The sequence below is a fragment of the Ralstonia flaminis genome (genome assembly GCF_958415495.1).
Classification (GTDB): Bacteria; Pseudomonadota; Gammaproteobacteria; order Burkholderiales; family Burkholderiaceae; genus Ralstonia; species Ralstonia flaminis.
In genome coordinates, this window is record NZ_CATZLL010000029.1 from 1 (window position 1) to 15851 (window position 15851).

Genomic DNA, 15851 nt, shown 5'->3' on the forward strand with positions numbered 1-15851 from the left:
CGCGCTCTCTTCGATAGTGTCCACGTGTCCACCTAGAACTAGATGGACACGATGCTCCTTGCTACGCGGGTCCCCTTCAAGACGGGTTCACCGGGTGCTTACCTCGGATTGTGCAGCATGGCATGTTGATAGCGGGTAAGCGGATCCGCAGTCATCGGATTGCACATCTAACGTTTGGCGTTATTCCTCACGTGACCTAGAGTGAGCTTGGCCCCACGAGCGCTTCGTGTCCGGTGTTACCGGAATGACTAGGCGGCTGGGGCCAACACAAGAATCCTTGAGGAGATCGAACCATGATTCTGCGTAAGTCCTGTGCCGGCCTGGTCATCATGGCGGCATTCGTATGCACAAACACGAGTGCGCAACAGCAAACTGAGCAAGAACCAATGCAGTGGAGCCTCAAGGAGGCGAAGGCCAAAATCGCGGAACGTTTCAAGGCCGCCGACACCAATCACGATGGCAAGTTGACGCGCGAGGAGGCCAAGGCAGGTATGCCGCGCGTCTATGAAAATTTCGACAAGATCGACATCAGAAAGCGTGGCTATGTCACGCAGCGCCAAATCGGTGCCTATTGGTCCAAGGTCTCCGGGGCGCAGGAGCAGAAGGACAATCCTGTCTGGAACTGATAGCGATACCCGCATTTGAGCAAGCGGCCTGGTGGTTGGGTGATCGGGCCGTACTCAATATCCCCAAGCGTCTAGCGCACAGTAGACGAATAGCACCGACAGCGCCCGAACTGGTCATCGTATCGTTAGGTTAAGCATTGTCATCCCTTCTGCCGCCAATTTCCTGCACCATGCGGGGTGACAGAAATGATGCAACAGGTGACGATGATGATTCGTATCGACAATCCCCAGCATGACCAAGAGGTTGGGGTGGCAGACGCCACCCAGGACACGACCCGTATCGACGATGTCCGGATTGGTGCTGTCCGGCCGCTTATTTCTCCGGCGCTCTTGCTCGATGAACTGCCTGTATCACCCGATGTGCAAACCCATGTCGAGGCGAGTCGCGCGGCCATCACCAACGTCCTGCGAGGCCGGGACGATCGCCTGATCGCTGTGGTAGGTCCGTGCTCGATCCACGATCACGACCAGGCCATCGAATACGCACATCGGCTGAAAACCGCAGCACAGCGCCTGCGCGACGATCTGTTGATCGTCATGCGCGTGTACTTTGAAAAACCGAGGACAACCGTTGGCTGGAAGGGCTACATCAATGATCCTCGGCTCGACGGCAGTTTTCGCATCAATGAAGGGCTGCGCCGCGCGCGCGAACTCCTTTTGGAGGTCAATGCGATGGGGCTGCCCGTTGCCACCGAGTTTCTCGACCTGTTGAGCCCGCAGTACATCGCAGACCTGATTGCATGGGGCGCGATTGGCGCACGGACGACTGAAAGCCAGAGCCATCGGCAGCTTGCCTCCGGGCTGAGTTGCCCCATCGGATTCAAGAATGGCACCGATGGTGGTGTCCAGATCGCGGCGGACGCGATTCTGGCCGCGCGTGCCAGCCACTCGTTCATGGGCATGACGAAGATGGGCATGGCCGCGATTTTCGAGACGCGTGGCAACAGCGATGCCCATGTCATTCTGCGGGGCGGTAAAAAAGGGCCGAACTACGATGCTGCGTCCATTGAGGACTGCTGCGCCATTCTCCGGGCCGCGAGTCTGCCGGAGCAGGTCATGGTCGACTGTTCGCATGCAAATTCAGGCAAGTCGCACGCGCGCCAGATCGAAGTCGGGCATGACGTGGCGCATCAACTGTCCGCGGGCGAGCGGCGCATCATCGGTGTCATGATCGAGAGCCATTTGGAGGAGGGGCGTCAGGACCTTAAACCTGGCGTGCCGCTGCAGCGTGGCGTGTCTATTACGGACGCTTGCCTTGGCTGGTCTCAGACTGAACCATTGCTGGAGGCGCTGGCTGCCGCGGTGAGGGCTAGACCACGACTTGGTGATAGGCAGGCCGGCGCTCAAGCAAAGTAGCGAGTTTGCGCAGCGCAAGCGACAGTTCGGCCTTGTCCTGTACGCCGCCCAGGGAGATACGAATCGCATTGGGCGGCGTTGGGCCATTGTAGAAAACATCCGACGGCGTCACCCGCAGGGCCTCCGCCAAGGCGGCTTTGGTCAGTTGTTCTGCCGACCAGTGATCGGGAAGCGTATGCCAGACGTGGATGCCCGTCGGCGGCAGTTGTCCGATGCCGCTCAACCACCGGTTTGCAATGTCTTTCCGTGCGCGAGCTTCGGTGCGGATGCCTTCGAGCAGTGTCTGTGCCGAGCCGTCATGGATCCATTGCGTCGACAAGGCCACGGCCAGCGGCATCGACATGAGTGCGAACGAGCGCAGCGCGGCAAGGAATCCCTCGCCGGTCACTCCATCTTCAGGCAACAGCACGTAGGCGGTGCGCAAACCCGGGCTCAACGTTTTCGACAGCGTCGCCACGTAGCAGGTCAGTTCGGGCGCAATGCTGGCGATAGGCGGCGGTGCGTCGGTCGACAGCAGCCAGTAGGGGTCGTCCTCGATGATCCGCGCCTTGTGTTTCGCCGCAACCCGTGTGATTTCCTTGCGGCGCGACATCGGCATGGTGTGCGTGGTCGGGTTTTGCATGGTCGGGTTCAGGTAGATCAGCCTGACACCAGCGGCGCACGCGTCCGCCAGCGCGTCCGGCCGCATTCCGGCGGCATCGCATTCGATCGGCACTACCTTGCGATCGAGCTGCAGCGCTGCCGAGCGCAGTCCGGGGTAAGCGAGGGGCTCGGCCGCGATGCCATCCCCAGGACGCGTCAGGCTCTGGATGAGCGCGGCAAGTGCCGCCTGCGCTCCTGGACACACCACGACTCTGGACGGTTCGACCGGGCCCATCATCTGCCCGAGCCAGCGCGCACCCGCGACTCGGTCCGCAGGACTTCCGCCGCCCAGGTGATACGTCATCAGCAGATGCGGGTCACTGCGCAGCAGAACCTGGGAGAGCCCGCGACGCAGCATGTCGTCAAAGTCGACCTGTGCGGGCGGAGGCGGCACGTTCATGCTCATGTCGACCACGGCGGCAAGCTCGGCCCGTGGCGCGGCGATGAAGGTGCCGAGCGCGCCCTTGGCGTCGACCAGGTTGCGCCGCTTGGCCTCGGCATATGCCCGTGTGACGGTGGTCAGGTCGACGCCAAGCGCCTTGGCCAGATCGCGTTGCGGCGGCACGCGGTCGCCCGGGCGCAGCCGTCCGTCACCAATGGCCTGCTCGATGTAGTTGACGATCTGCTGATACCGGGCTCCACGCCCTGGGGTGATTCGCAATGCCCATTGGCCCGTAGGAGCATCGGCCGCATCTTGCATGGATTTCATCGTCGAAAATTACGTTCTTGTATGGGTTTTGTCTTCGATTAGCATGCCAGACATCGCCACAGGAATCCATACATTCAGCGGTATCGGCATCAGCAGGGCGCTCAGCTGCAATTCACGATTGCGGGCAAGCGCAGCCAGTGCGTGTACGCGAAGCTTCCGGAGTCGGGATGCCTGGTGGCGGGTCACAACTCAGGTCATCCGAAGATGAACAATTCGATCGCTTGGCGCACAGGCGAGCCCCCAAGTCCTGTGCGCCCCCCAAGACAGGCTTTGACATCCCCGCGCCGGTTCGGCGCGCTCGCGCTCGGCATCCTGGCGAGCACGCTCATGAGCGGATGCACGCTCGAACTGCTGTCGCCCAAGGGCAGCGTCGGCGAGCAGGAAAAAACGCTGATCCTGGTCTCCCTGGGCGTGATGCTGCTGGTGGTCATTCCGGTCATCGTGCTCACGCTGTGGTTTGCCTGGCGGTACCGCGAATCCAACACGCGCGCCACCTACGCGCCCAAGTGGTCGCATTCGACTGCCATTGAAGTGGTGGTGTGGGGCATCCCATGCCTGATCGTCGCCTGCCTGGGTGTGCTGATCTGGGACACCACGCACAAGCTGGATCCGTACCAACCGCTGGCCGGGCAGGTCGAGCCGGTCGAGGTGGACGTCATCGCGCTGAACTGGAAGTGGTTGTTCATCTATCCGCAGTACGGCGTGGCGTCGCTCAACGAGCTGGCCATCCCGACCGGCACGCCGATCAATTTCCGTCTGACGTCGGAGTCGATGATGAACGCGTTCTTCGTGCCGCAGCTCGGCAGCATGGTCTACACCATGGCCGGCATGCAGACGCGCCTGCACCTGATTGCTGACCACCCCGGCACCTATCTCGGCCAGTCGGCCGCCTACAGCGGCGCGGGCTTCTCCGACATGCACTTCAAGACCCTCGCCACCTCGCGCGCGGAGTTCGATGCGTGGGTCAGCCGGGCGAAGGCCTCCGGCAAGGTGCTCGACCGCAACGCCTATCGCACGCTCGAACAACCCAGCAGCAAAGACCCGGTCACGCTGTATGGCGCCGTCGCCCCGCGGCTGTTCGACGGTGTCGTCGACAAATACATGCTGGCCAACGGCCAGGTCTGCCGCGCAGATGGCTCGGAAGCCCTGCTGGCCGCCAGGCCCGCCGCGCCGGCGTCCGTCTCCCGCACGGAGCAATAAGTCATGCTAGGAAAACTCAATCTTCAAGCCATCCCGCTGCACGAGCCCATCATCATGGTTGTGATGGTTGCGGTGCTGCTCGGCGGCGCCGCACTGGTGGCGGCCATCACGTACTTCGGCAAATGGAAGTACCTGTGGACCGAGTGGATCTGCTCGGTCGACCACAAGAAGATCGGCGTCATGTACATCATCATGGCGTTGATCATGCTGCTGCGTGGCTTTGCCGATGCCATCATGATGCGCGCCCAGCAGGCGATCGCCTACGGTGACGCCGCAGGGTACCTGCCCCCACACCACTACGACCAGATCTTCACCGCACACGGCGTGATCATGATCTTCTTCGTGGCCACGCCGCTGGTGCTGGGTCTGATGAACGTGATCGTTCCGCTGCAGATTGGCGCGCGCGATGTGGCCTTCCCATTCGTCAACTCGCTGAGCTTCTGGCTCTCGGCCATGGGCGCGGTGCTGGTCATGCTGTCGATGTTCGTTGGCGACTTTGCCGCCACGGGGTGGGTGGCCTATCCGCCGTTGTCCGAGCTGGGATACAGCCCGACACCCGGGGTCGACTACTACATCTGGTCATTGCAGATATCAGGCCTGGGCACCACGCTTACGGGCATCAACTTCATCGTCACCATCCTGCGCATGCGCGCGCCAACGATGGGCTTGATGAAAATGCCGGTGTTTACCTGGACGGCGCTGATCACCAATATCCTGATCCTGGCGATCTTCCCGGTGCTGACTGCTACGCTCGCGCTGCTCACTGCTGACCGCGTGCTCGGCATGCACTTCTTCACCAACGAGCTGGGCGGCAACGCCATGATGTACGTGAACCTGATCTGGGTGTGGGGACACCCCGAGGTCTATGTGCTGATCCTGCCGGCCTTCGGCGCGTTCTCGGAGATCATCGCCACCTTCTCGCGCAAGCCGCTGTTCGGCTACAAGTCGATGGTGTACGCCACCTCGTCGATCGGCGTGCTGTCGTTCTTCGTGTGGTTGCACCACTTCTTCACCATGGGCTCAGGGGCCAACGTCAACGCCTTCTTTGGGATCATGACGTCGATCATCTCGATCCCCACTGGCGTGAAGCTGTTCAACTGGCTCTTCACGATGTATCGCGGCCGCATCCGCTATCACTCCGCAACGCTGTGGACCATCGGCTTCATGGTGACGTTTGCCGTGGGCGGCATGACCGGCGTGCTGCTGGCCGTGCCCGGTGCTGACTTCGTGCTGCACAACAGCCTGTTCCTGGTGGCGCACTTCCACAACGTGATCATCGGCGGCGTCGTGTTCGGCTGCTTGGCCGGGATCAGCTTCTGGTTCCCGAAGGTGTTCGGTTTCACGCTCAACGAGCGCTGGGGCAAGATTTCATTCTGGTGCTGGCTGGTGGGCTTCTTCCTGGCCTTTATGCCGCTGTACGTGCTCGGCTTCAAGGGCATGACGCGCCGGATGAACCACTATGCCAACGTCGACTGGCATCCGTACCTTGTGGTGGCGCTGGTGGGCGCGGCTGTCATTGGCATGGGCATCCTCGCCATGCTGGTGCAACTGGTGGTGAGCATCCGCGACCGCAATCAGAACCGCGACCTCACCGGTGACCCGTGGGATGCTCGCAGCCTGGAGTGGTCGACCGCGTCGCCGGCGCCGTTCTACAACTTCGCGCATGTCCCGACCATCACGTCACTCGAGCAGCACTGGGACGACAAGGAATCCGGCAAGGCCTGGAAGCAGCCGGATCGTTACGAAGACATCCATATGCCGCGCAACACGGCGTCGGGCTTCATCGTCTCGTGCTTCGGCCTGTTGCTGAGCTTCGCGGTGGTCTGGCACATGTGGGCGATTGCGATTGCCGGCCTGGTTGGCGCCATCGCGACCTTCATCCTGCGCAGCTACGACCGCGACACCGACTACTACGTGCCGGCCGCCGAGGTCGAGCGCATCGAGCGCGCCCGCTACGTCCAACTGCAGAACGCTGCCTGAACATGACTGCTTCACTCGCCCCCAACGTCGGCGCGGCCGGGCAAGGCACCGCCCACACCCACGCGCACGCGCACGATCACGCCCATCACGACGCCAGCACCAACACCACGCTGGGCTTCTGGCTGTACCTGATGAGCGATTGCCTGATCTTCGCCGTGCTGTTCGCCACCTTCGGCGTGCTGTCGGAGAGCACCGCCGGCGGTCCCAGCGGACGCCAGCTTTTCGAGCTGCCCTTTGTGTTTGCCGAAACCATGCTGCTGCTGGTCAGCAGCTTCACGTTCGGCGTCGCCATGCTCGACCAGAGCGAGGCCGCCCGCGGCCGCGTGGTCCGTTGGCTGCTGGCCACCTTCGTGCTGGGCGCGGCCTTCGTCGGCATGGAGCTGTACGAGTTCACACACCTGCTGCATGAGGGTGCGGGCCCCGGCGTGAGCGCGTATCTGTCGGCGTTCTTCACACTGGTCGGCACGCATGGCCTGCACGTGTCGTTCGGCTTGCTGTGGATTCTCGTGATGGTCCACCAGGTGCAGCGCTTCGGTCTGGACAGTGTCACGCGTCGCCGGTTGGCATGTCTGAGCCTGTTCTGGCACTTCCTGGATCTGGTCTGGATCTGCGTATTTACCTTTGTCTACCTCCGGGAGTTCGCATGAGCACGTCCCAACTGCATGTCACTCACGTGCGGCATGCCGATACGCCTGCCGTGCACGGCAGCCTGCGCAGCTATATCTTCGGGCTGATCTTGTCCGTCGCGATGACCGCCGCGGCGTTCGGCGTGGTCATGCACGGAGGGCTGTCGTCGGCCACGACCATGGCGGCGATCGTCGGGCTGTGTGTGGCGCAACTACTGGTCCAGTTGGCGTTCTTCCTGCATCTGGGTTTCAAGCCGGGCCAGCGTAGCAATGCTGGCATCTTCATCTGCACAGTGCTGCTGATCGTGATCGTGGTCGGCGGGTCGCTATGGGTGATGCACAACGCCAACCTCAACATGATGCCGACCAATATGTCAGTCGAGCGTGCACGCGCGAAGGACTGATGGAGTGCACGGCGAGGGCACGGCTTCGCGCTTTGGCGAGGAGATGGCTTGCCACTGACCGTATGTGCAAATCAATCCGCTGCTGCGGCATCAAACAAGGATTGCGAGAAACGCGCGGGGGCATCTACGTGATCGCGAGATACAGTTAGACACAGTACCTCGCGCTGATTACGTTATCGTTTTTTCGTCGGGGTTCCACGCGCTCCACTTCCCCGGAACCTCGACACCCGCGTTGCGCCAGGCGACCTCCCGTCCGCCTGGCGCTTTTTTTTTGTTCGGCCGTGTTGCCCGGCTTGGACATACCGGCAATTCCATTGCAATGGCTAGCCAGCGGCTTGCCATCGCGCCCCAACGCCCCTTGATTTCAGGGAAGCGCAGACGGCCTCGTGGCCTATAGCGGGCCGACTGGTGGGTTCCCACGCGGCTCTATCGATGTCTGCATTGTGCTCTCGTGTCGTGTGGTAGCCACTGCGTGGCGCCCTCGCCGCTAAGCTGGTGCGGGCCGGCGTAACGATTGTTTTTTGCTGCCGACACGCTCTCCGATAACCTGCGACGGACTGCCATAAGCGTCAGGAAATCGGGGTGAAAGATGCAGATCATGTCTCACGACATTGCAGAGCGCGGCGTCGGTTCGATCTATCAAAAGGATCTTGAAAAGGCTATCGAGAACGGGCAACTCTCGCTGATGTTCCAACCCAAGGTGAGACTCGCCGACGGAAGGAGCGAAGGTTTTGAAGTGCTTACGCGATGGACGCATCCTGAGCGCGGACAAATTTCGCCAGACGTCTTTGTCCGGATTGCGGAGGAGACTGAGCTGATTCATCCATTCACGCGATGGGTGATGAGGAGTGCGTTCTCCCAACTGCAGACGTGGTGCCGGAATGGGTTCCGCACATCACTGTCGATCAACGTGAGTGTGCGAAATCTTGCCGTGCCCGGTTTCGTGAGCGAGGTCAGGGGGATCCTCGATGAATTTGAAATCAATCCGGAGTTGATCGAGCTGGAGATCACGGAGGGGGCACTCATACAAGACTCATCCACCGTGCTCAAGCGATTGCTGCTGCTCCAGGACCTTGGGGTCCGGCTTTCCATTGATGACTTTGGCGCAGGCTATGCCTCGCTCGCCTACCTGAAGATGCTGCCAGTAAATGTGCTCAAGATCGATCGGTCATTTATTACGGCATTGAGTAGCAATAGGGCAGACCAAAGGATCGTGGCTTGGACCATCCGGCTTGCGCACGACTTCGGCATGCGAGTGGTGGCGGAAGGGGTGGAAACCAAAGAGGTGGCGGACCTGCTACGGGCGATGGGATGCGATATGGCGCAAGGCTATTTCTTTGGCCACCCCATGCGTGCTGATGACGTCCACTCGTGGTCGGCGGCGCATGCATTGAGCCAAGCGCGGGGGGCGCCGCCGGCATGGTTCAGTTGGCTGGGCTCGCTCTTGCGAAAGAATCATTCAGTTCGTTGAGCGCTGAAGAGTCACGCATGAACGTAGATAGCTACGACCAATTGCAAGCGGCGCTGCTCGGCGGTCACATTGATGCCTGCAATGCATTCCTCGCATCGCGCCATGATGCCGATAAAGGTAGCGCGGAGTACTGGTATTGGCTGGCCCAGATGTATTACCGGTCAAACCAACTTCTAAAAGCGCTGGACATCTGCTTCAAGCTCACCCGAGAGGCGGGTGCTTTTGGCATGCACTTTCATTGCCTCGCAGACATCTGCGCCCATCTGGGCATCAAAGACATTGGCCTCTCTGCACTCGAGACGCTGGCGTCCAAGGCGGATCTTCCTGGCGAGGCTTCCTATTACGTGCGGCTGTACGGCCACCACTATCTTGGCGAGGATGAGAGCGTGCTGAGTGTGCAGCGTGACGCCTCCGTTCCCGCCTCTTGCATGAGCGAGCACGTTCGCGCCCGTAGCATGATGCGCAGCCGAGGTATCGCCGCTGGTGTCCATTCCTTTCATCGAGCCTATTGCAGTCCGCAGGCGGTTGCTGAACTGTGGCCAACACAGGATGTCGGGCGTTACTGGGATGGGCAGCGCGAGCTGCCACGGCAGTTGACCATCAAGGGGTTTTCAAGCGGGTTTGGTGACTTCATCCAATGGGTTCGGTACGCGCGCGCCTTGAAGGCGCTGGGCACTGAGATCGACTGGGACGTTCAGTTCGATGGGCTCTCAGGCGATTGCCAGATCAATGATCACGATCACCAGCTTGCTCGGCAGCTAACGTCCGCCGATTTCGTCGTTGGACGTAACGATGCACACATGTGGACCACGCCGTTCACGCTATTCACATCGCTATTTCCCGTTCTTGGTTACGGCGCTACCGGTCGATACATCGAGCCATCCAGCGATCCTGAAGTTGCGCGCATTCTGAGCGAAATACGCAAACGCGCACAAGGTAGACGATGCGTCGGCATCTTCTGGTCGTCGTGCGAATCAAACAACCTGTATGCCCACAGGAGCTTGCACCATGAGCATCTCGCCCCATTGTGGGAGGCTTCTGATGACATCCATTGGGTCGTCATGCAACGCGGATACCAAGGGGTGTCTTGGGCTGACGGACCGTACTCGAAAGACCCTGGGCGCTGCACGGTTCTGCCGTCGCAGACCAGCCTTGCACAAGTCATTGGGATCATCGATCAGCTAGATGGCTTTATTGGAAACGATGGGGTTCTCACCCATGCCGCAGGGGCACTCAACAAGCCTGGCTATCTGCTGCTGAATGCGCGATGCACCGATTGGCGCTACGAACACAGTGTGGACACGACACCTTGGTACCCATCACTGAACGTGCTCAGGCCCGACACGATGGGCGATTGGGGCACGCTGGTATTCAAGTTGGTTTCGAGCATCAAAAGCGTCGGCAGCCATCCTCGTTAAAGTGATTGATTGCGCATTTACCGGGTCGATTACGAGGGTGACTGCGAAGATCAAGTTCAGCGTGGGTGTGAGCGACAGCGCATACGGCGGGGCGGTTGGTACTGATACGGGAGTGCGGCCTCGATTGCGGCCGGCGGGGGTGAAAATTTCGCGCAGGAAAGCTCGTGTGGCACGACCCGGTGCCGATACTAGTATGGAGACGGCAGTTTGGAATCACCGGGGATGAGCCATGACCTTGCAGCAATTGCATGTTTTCCTGAGCGTGGTGACACAAGGCAGCATCCATGGTGCCGCTCGCGCACTGGGCGTGACACAGCCCGCGATCACTGCAAGCATGCGCGAGCTGGAAAAGACGCTGGGCGTGCCGCTACTGCTGCGATCGGTAAAGGGCGTGAAGCTGACGTCTTACGGCGCGGTTTTCTATCGTCGCGCGAAATCCATTACGGCGGATATGAAGCGCGCCGAGGACGAGCTGCTGGAAATGCGGGGCGAGCAGGCGGGGAGTGTCGTGGTGGGGCTGTCTGAATTGGCAGAGTGCTCCATGTTGCAGAGGGTCTTCAGTGCGTATCGGAGAGAGGGGCGCGGTGCGTTGCTGTCCTTCTATCAAACCAGCTTTTCCTCCGCGTTGGGCCGGTTGTTCGAAAACGCCATGGACTTCGCGATTGTCACGGGGCAGAGGGCAACGAAATTCCCGGATTTTGTGGAGGCAAGGCGGCTGTTCTCGATGCCTGTGGTGTTGGTTGCCAGGCCTTCCCACCCCCGGGTTCACGAGCGCCGTATGGATGCATTGACCGATGAGGAATGGTTGCTGCCCTGTGAGGTGGGCGATGACACCGACCGAGCGTTCACGCAGTACTTCGAGTTCATTGGATTGCAAACGCCGCGGGTCTCTCGTTGCCTGACGGTCTCAGCAGCGACGCTCCTGCTGCAGGAGGCGGACCTGATCGCTCCTGTTCAGTACCCAACGTTCAAACTGAAGATGGAGAGTCACGGTCTTGTGACGATTCCGCTGGACGTAGAAGGGGTCAGCATGTCCGCCTATCTGCTGACGCGGCGCGACCATCGTCTGTCGGATGATGCCGAGGCGCTTCTCGCAATGTTCGAAGAGGTGGCCGAGGAAGTGCCGTTCGTTGAGCGCGACGCTTTGACCGCCTGATCCTTTCCCCTTCCACATGTAGAGCGGCGCTCGCGAGCAGCCGCTCTTACTGCATACCTCCTCCACTGAGCCGCCTGGCTTGTCTGCGAGCTTCGATTTCTTCATGGCGACCCGCCTTCGGGTGGCGGCGTCGCCGGCTTTCTCCGTGTCTGCCGTCTCCAGAACTTCAGGTGGAGGAGGCGTGGCTACGCCAGGCAAGGCACCATGAAAATCTGGAGATCGATTATAGGAATGATGTCAATAATAATATGTATTTATATTAATAAAAGCATCTTATCTTGTGGCTTCGAAACCGTCTTGGTAGATTTGCCTCGCGGGGCACCGTCTCAAAGATAGCACCCAGATTCGGGTATTGGAATTAAATAAGTGCCTCCAATTTAGCATTGTTTTATTTGTCACGTATACGGGGTACGGCCATCGGATTTTCTGATGAAGAGGCCGTTGATTTTGTTTGACGTTGAATCGCCGATGGCGATGCATCAGCAAGTTGCGTCAGCGCGCGATTTGAAGCCGTAGATGGTGGTGAGGTAAGTATGAAGATTGCTTTGGTGGAAGACAACGGAGACCAGGCCGCGTTGGTCTACAAGATCGTCCAATCCACTTCACATGCGTGCGAGTGTTTTTCAAACGGGCTATCGCTAATCCGTGCATTAAGAGATCAATCCTTTGATCTATTCATACTGGACAAGAATCTTCCGGATTTAAGCGGCGATGAACTGGTGGTGTGGATTCGGCGGACTGTCGGGTTGAACGTACCGGTCATGTTCCTGACCTCGTGCCTGTCTGAAGACAGTCTGGTGGGGGCACTCAATGCCGGGGCCGACGATTACGTTTCAAAGCCCATTCGCTCCGCGGAATTGGCGGCCAGGATTGTGGCGCTGCTTCGACGCGCTTACCCGTCAGACCGCGCTGACGATCCTGTCATGCAGCTCGGACCTTACAGCCTGGACTCAATCACAAAGACGGCACGCTTGCGCGGTGTTGACGTTGGCCTGGCTCCCAAAGAGTTCGAGGTCGCGCTGTACTTGTTCGGCAATCTCGGACGACTGGTGCCGAGGGATGTCATCGAGAAGGCCGTGTGGGGGCGCGTCATTGGTCCAGATTCAAGAACGCTGGACACGCATGTCTCGCGCGTGCGGACCAAGATGCTCATCAAACCGGAGCACGGGTTCCGACTGGTGAATGTCTATTCCCACGGATTCCGCCTCACGCAGTTGAGTGCGGAAGAGGGGCAGATGCGCGACGGCCATTAGGTGCAAGCGCACGTGTGCGCGCCGCGAGAGCTAGAGGCCGGGCTCGTCAGTGTGCCTGCTCGCCCAACTGGCGGGTGACTTGGGCGATGAGCTGTTCCGCTCCGAGCCGAAGGTCCAGTGCAATGTCGGCGCCGCGCTGATTGACGACACGCACCAGGTACCTCGCGCGATCACTGTCCTGCAGGCTTGCGACATGCACGGTTTCGCAAAGGCGCAGCCAGCTACCGCGGTGCGTTGAGCAGGCGGCTTTGCGCTCAGCCAGAAAATCGTTGAGAGCGAGCTGAATGTCGGCGCGCGACACCATGACAGAAACCTTTTGATGGATGACGTTGAGCAGACCGTTCATTCGCCGAGCCAGATGCCAATCCTTGCGCCCAGTCCCGCCAGCATGATGACCGTCCCAAAGATCAGCATGAACCGCAGAATTTCTTTGCAAACGATCCCCGGGCAGTGCCGATTGATGAGTACGGAAGCGGCAATGGCCAAGAAGCCACCGAGCATCAATCCGAAAGCGAACGTGATTGTCTTCAAAGCACCGATCCGTGTGTTGCGAGGTCTGGGCGGATAGTAGGTCGACAAACTGGCCAGGAAAAAAATGACTGTTACGGCGCGATTTGCACGGTCGGGTGACTCAGCGCATTGGGATGTTTGGAGCCTTCACAGCAGAACCGTTTTTGCGGCGAGAGGGCGCGAACCCGTGCTGACTACGCGTCATGTGAGTGGTGGTTGGCACCGGTTGTTTGTCAAAACGATGCCGAGCAGTAGCGGCCGCGGGCCGGCTTTCAGAGCAAGTTCTGGCGGTGCTGTTGTCCTTCGCACACGCTGAGCGTTGCCTTACAGAAAAAGGCAGACACAGTTGTTTTTGGTCGTGCCGCAGCAGACGGCCGTTTGATCAATGCCTGCTTCACGGCGTTGCTGCGCCAGATACGGGAGGACGCAACCAGGCTGACACACCTCCAGTTACAACCGGGCTCTTGTTCTCGCTTTGAGGCGCTGGGATCCGGACACAGGAGTTTTTATTCCCCTGGCCACGCCGGGGCACGATGGTCAACAGATCGGGATTTAGCAACTCGCCTTTGACATCGTGTCCGACGTGCAAAACGCGGGCGGGCGGCGCATTTGTCCCCGCAACCATCGTATGCCTTTGATTGCAGCACTCACCCTGGTGAATCTCATCACCTGGACACGTGCGCTGCACGCACTGCATGCCTTGCTTTTCTGACCAACCTGCTCGCGCCAAGAAAAAGAGGGATCAGTATGAACAAGACTTACAAAAGCATCTGGAGTGAGGCGCTTGGCGCTTGGGTGGCTGTGTCGGAAGTGCAGTCTGCCCGGGGGAAGCGCAGCAAGGGCGGGCTGGCCAGAGGCGCTGCGGCGGTGCTGATTGGCCTGGTGTCGGGTGGGGCGCATGCGACGATATTCGCGCCTGTTAATACGAGTGCGACCAGCGGGGCAACGTGCCCTGGCGCTGGAACAACGGGCTCAGGTGCCGGACCAGATGGTGTCACCCCCACAATTGGTACCACTACTGATGGCAATGGCTATTACTCCTCAGTGACAGGCTGCGGGGCTAACGGCGGCGGCTATAACGGCGTTACCCTCTTTGGCTTCAATACGACAGCAACTGCAGCCGGGGCCACCGCATTTGGGTATGCGGCAAAGGCTGGGCAGAACGCTTCAGCTTTTGGCGAGGATGCAACTGCAACTGCTGTGGGAAGCGTCGCAATCGGTTTGAAAGCGAACGCGGGCGGCTCTCAAAATTCCGTTGCAGTTGGGCCGGTTGCCACGGCAACTGGGGTGAACGCCGTGGCACTGGGATGGAATGCTCAGGCAGCGACCGACCACAGCGTTGCACTGGGAGATGGCGCAGTAACGGCGGCGGCAGTGGCCACAGCCAGCGCGACGGTAGGAACACAAACATATAGTGGATTTGCTGGTGCGACCCCAGTCGGTGTGGTCAGCGTTGGCAGCGCGGGCAACGAGCGCCAAATCACCAATGTCGCTGCGGGTCGAATTTCCGCAACCAGCACGGACGCCATCAACGGAAGTCAGCTCTACATTGGCCTGAGCACAACGAACAGTTCGATCGCTTCGTTGTCCACATCCGCGTCAACTGGGATCAGCACGGCGCAAAGCGGGGTGACGTCGCTGAGCACGGCCCTGAGCACGACAAACAGCGCGGTGACGTCGCTGTCGACATCAGCCTCGACCGGCATCAGCACGGCGCAGAGTGGCGTGAACTCGTTGTCGACGGGCTTGAGCACCACGAATAGCAACGTCGCGTCGCTGAGCACGGGCCTGAGTACCACCAACAGCACGGTGACGTCGCTGTCGACCTCGGCTTCGACCGGCATCAGCACGGCGCAGAGCGGTGTGAACTCGCTGTCGACGGGCTTGAGCGCAACGAATAGCAATGTCGTGTCGCTGAGCACAGGCCTGAGCACCACCAACAGCACGGTGACGTCGCTGTCGACCTCGGCTTCGACGGGCATCAGCACGGCGCAGAGTGGCGTGAACTCGTTGTCGACCGGCCTGAGCACGACGAACAGTAATGTCACATCGCTGAGCACAGGTCTGAGCACGACCAACGTTGCGCTGGCGTCGCTGTCAACTTCGACATCGACGGGGATCAGTTCGCTGTCCACGAGCATTGCCAGTGCTGTGCTGTACGACGACAGCACGCACACGAAGGTGACGCTGGGCGGTGTTGGAGCCAGCGCACCGGTGACGCTGACGAACGTGGCGGCGGGCGCGGTGAACGCGACGAGCACCGACGCGGTTAACGGCAGTCAACTGGCGTCGCTGTCGACGTCAGCCTCGACCGGCATCAGCACGGCGCAGAGTGGCGTGAACTCGCTTTCCACCGGCTTGAGCACCACGAATAGCAATGTCGCGTCGCTGAGCACGGGCCTGAGCACGACCAATAGCACGGTGACGTCGCTGTCGACCTCGGCCTCGACCGGCATCAGCACCGCGCAAAGCGGCGTGAACTCGCTTTCCACTGGCTTGA

At 60.2% G+C, this 15851-nt stretch carries 13 protein-coding genes and 2 pseudogenes; 12 read left to right on the forward strand and 3 right to left on the reverse strand.

The features are described 5' to 3' along the window. Positions 1-293 precede the first annotated feature (293 nt). Entirely contained in the window at positions 294-626 is a 333-nt protein-coding gene (locus R2N11_RS26100) for a CREC-EF hand family protein (RefSeq protein WP_316682933.1), read from the forward strand. A gap of 207 nt (positions 627-833) precedes the next feature. Then, the gene (locus tag R2N11_RS26105) at positions 834-1982 is read left to right on the forward strand and encodes a 3-deoxy-7-phosphoheptulonate synthase (RefSeq protein WP_316682946.1); all 1149 of its coding nucleotides are present in this window, start codon (positions 834-836) and stop codon (positions 1980-1982) included. Here the strand turns inward: R2N11_RS26105 and R2N11_RS26110 are convergent. After that, positions 1936-3324, reverse strand: coding sequence for an aminotransferase-like domain-containing protein (locus R2N11_RS26110; protein ID WP_430715482.1), 1389 nt, complete (start codon positions 3322-3324; stop codon positions 1936-1938). The genes R2N11_RS26105 and R2N11_RS26110 overlap by 47 nt on opposite strands. Positions 3325-3537: 213 nt before the next feature. Here R2N11_RS26110 and cyoA point away from each other — a divergent pair, with 213 nt between their 5' ends. From cyoA to R2N11_RS26150, 8 genes are all read left to right on the forward strand, one after another. Beyond that, the gene (gene cyoA / locus R2N11_RS26115) at positions 3538-4533 is read left to right on the forward strand and encodes a ubiquinol oxidase subunit II (RefSeq protein WP_430715481.1); all 996 of its coding nucleotides are present in this window, start codon (positions 3538-3540) and stop codon (positions 4531-4533) included. A 3-nt stretch (positions 4534-4536) separates the two neighbouring features. Then, positions 4537-6513 carry a cytochrome o ubiquinol oxidase subunit I gene (gene cyoB, locus R2N11_RS26120; RefSeq protein WP_316682936.1) on the forward strand — a complete coding sequence of 659 codons (1977 nt, stop codon included), beginning with the start codon at positions 4537-4539 and terminating at the stop codon, positions 6511-6513. A gap of 2 nt (positions 6514-6515) precedes the next feature. Next, complete coding sequence (gene cyoC / locus R2N11_RS26125; RefSeq protein WP_316682937.1) at positions 6516-7160, forward strand: cytochrome o ubiquinol oxidase subunit III; 645 nt, start codon at positions 6516-6518, stop codon at positions 7158-7160. Beyond that, the gene (cyoD, locus tag R2N11_RS26130) at positions 7157-7543 is read left to right on the forward strand and encodes a cytochrome o ubiquinol oxidase subunit IV (RefSeq protein ID WP_316682938.1); all 387 of its coding nucleotides are present in this window, start codon (positions 7157-7159) and stop codon (positions 7541-7543) included. The genes cyoC and cyoD overlap by 4 nt, the downstream gene beginning before the upstream one ends. 589 nt (positions 7544-8132) lie before the next feature. Further along, positions 8133-9014: a putative bifunctional diguanylate cyclase/phosphodiesterase gene (locus R2N11_RS26135; RefSeq protein ID WP_316682939.1), complete on the forward strand. Its 882-nt coding sequence runs from the start codon at positions 8133-8135 to the stop codon at positions 9012-9014. Between the two features lie 17 nt (positions 9015-9031). Further along, positions 9032-10432: a hypothetical protein gene (locus R2N11_RS26140; RefSeq protein WP_316682940.1), complete on the forward strand. Its 1401-nt coding sequence runs from the start codon at positions 9032-9034 to the stop codon at positions 10430-10432. A 229-nt stretch (positions 10433-10661) separates the two neighbouring features. Further along, entirely contained in the window at positions 10662-11588 is a 927-nt protein-coding gene (locus tag R2N11_RS26145; RefSeq protein WP_316682941.1) for a LysR family transcriptional regulator, read from the forward strand. Between the two features lie 533 nt (positions 11589-12121). Continuing rightward, positions 12122-12841 carry a response regulator transcription factor gene (locus R2N11_RS26150; RefSeq protein WP_316682942.1) on the forward strand — a complete coding sequence of 240 codons (720 nt, stop codon included), beginning with the start codon at positions 12122-12124 and terminating at the stop codon, positions 12839-12841. Between the two features lie 46 nt (positions 12842-12887). On the opposite strand, the gene R2N11_RS26155 is transcribed toward R2N11_RS26150, so the two are convergent. After that, entirely contained in the window at positions 12888-13187 is a 300-nt protein-coding gene (locus tag R2N11_RS26155; protein ID WP_316682943.1) for a DUF7696 family protein, read from the reverse strand. Beyond that, positions 13184-13372, reverse strand: a complete 189-nt coding sequence (locus R2N11_RS26160) for a hypothetical protein (RefSeq protein ID WP_316682944.1) — start codon at positions 13370-13372, stop codon at positions 13184-13186. The genes R2N11_RS26155 and R2N11_RS26160 overlap by 4 nt, the downstream gene beginning before the upstream one ends. A gap of 726 nt (positions 13373-14098) precedes the next feature. Here R2N11_RS26160 and R2N11_RS26445 point away from each other — a divergent pair. Together R2N11_RS26445 and R2N11_RS26165 are read left to right on the forward strand one after the other, a co-directional pair. Next, positions 14099-14227 (forward strand): annotated as a pseudogene (locus R2N11_RS26445) (ESPR domain-containing protein); the annotation flags it as partial. 90 nt (positions 14228-14317) lie between these two features. Next, positions 14318-15851: pseudogene (locus tag R2N11_RS26165) on the forward strand (hypothetical protein); the annotation flags it as partial.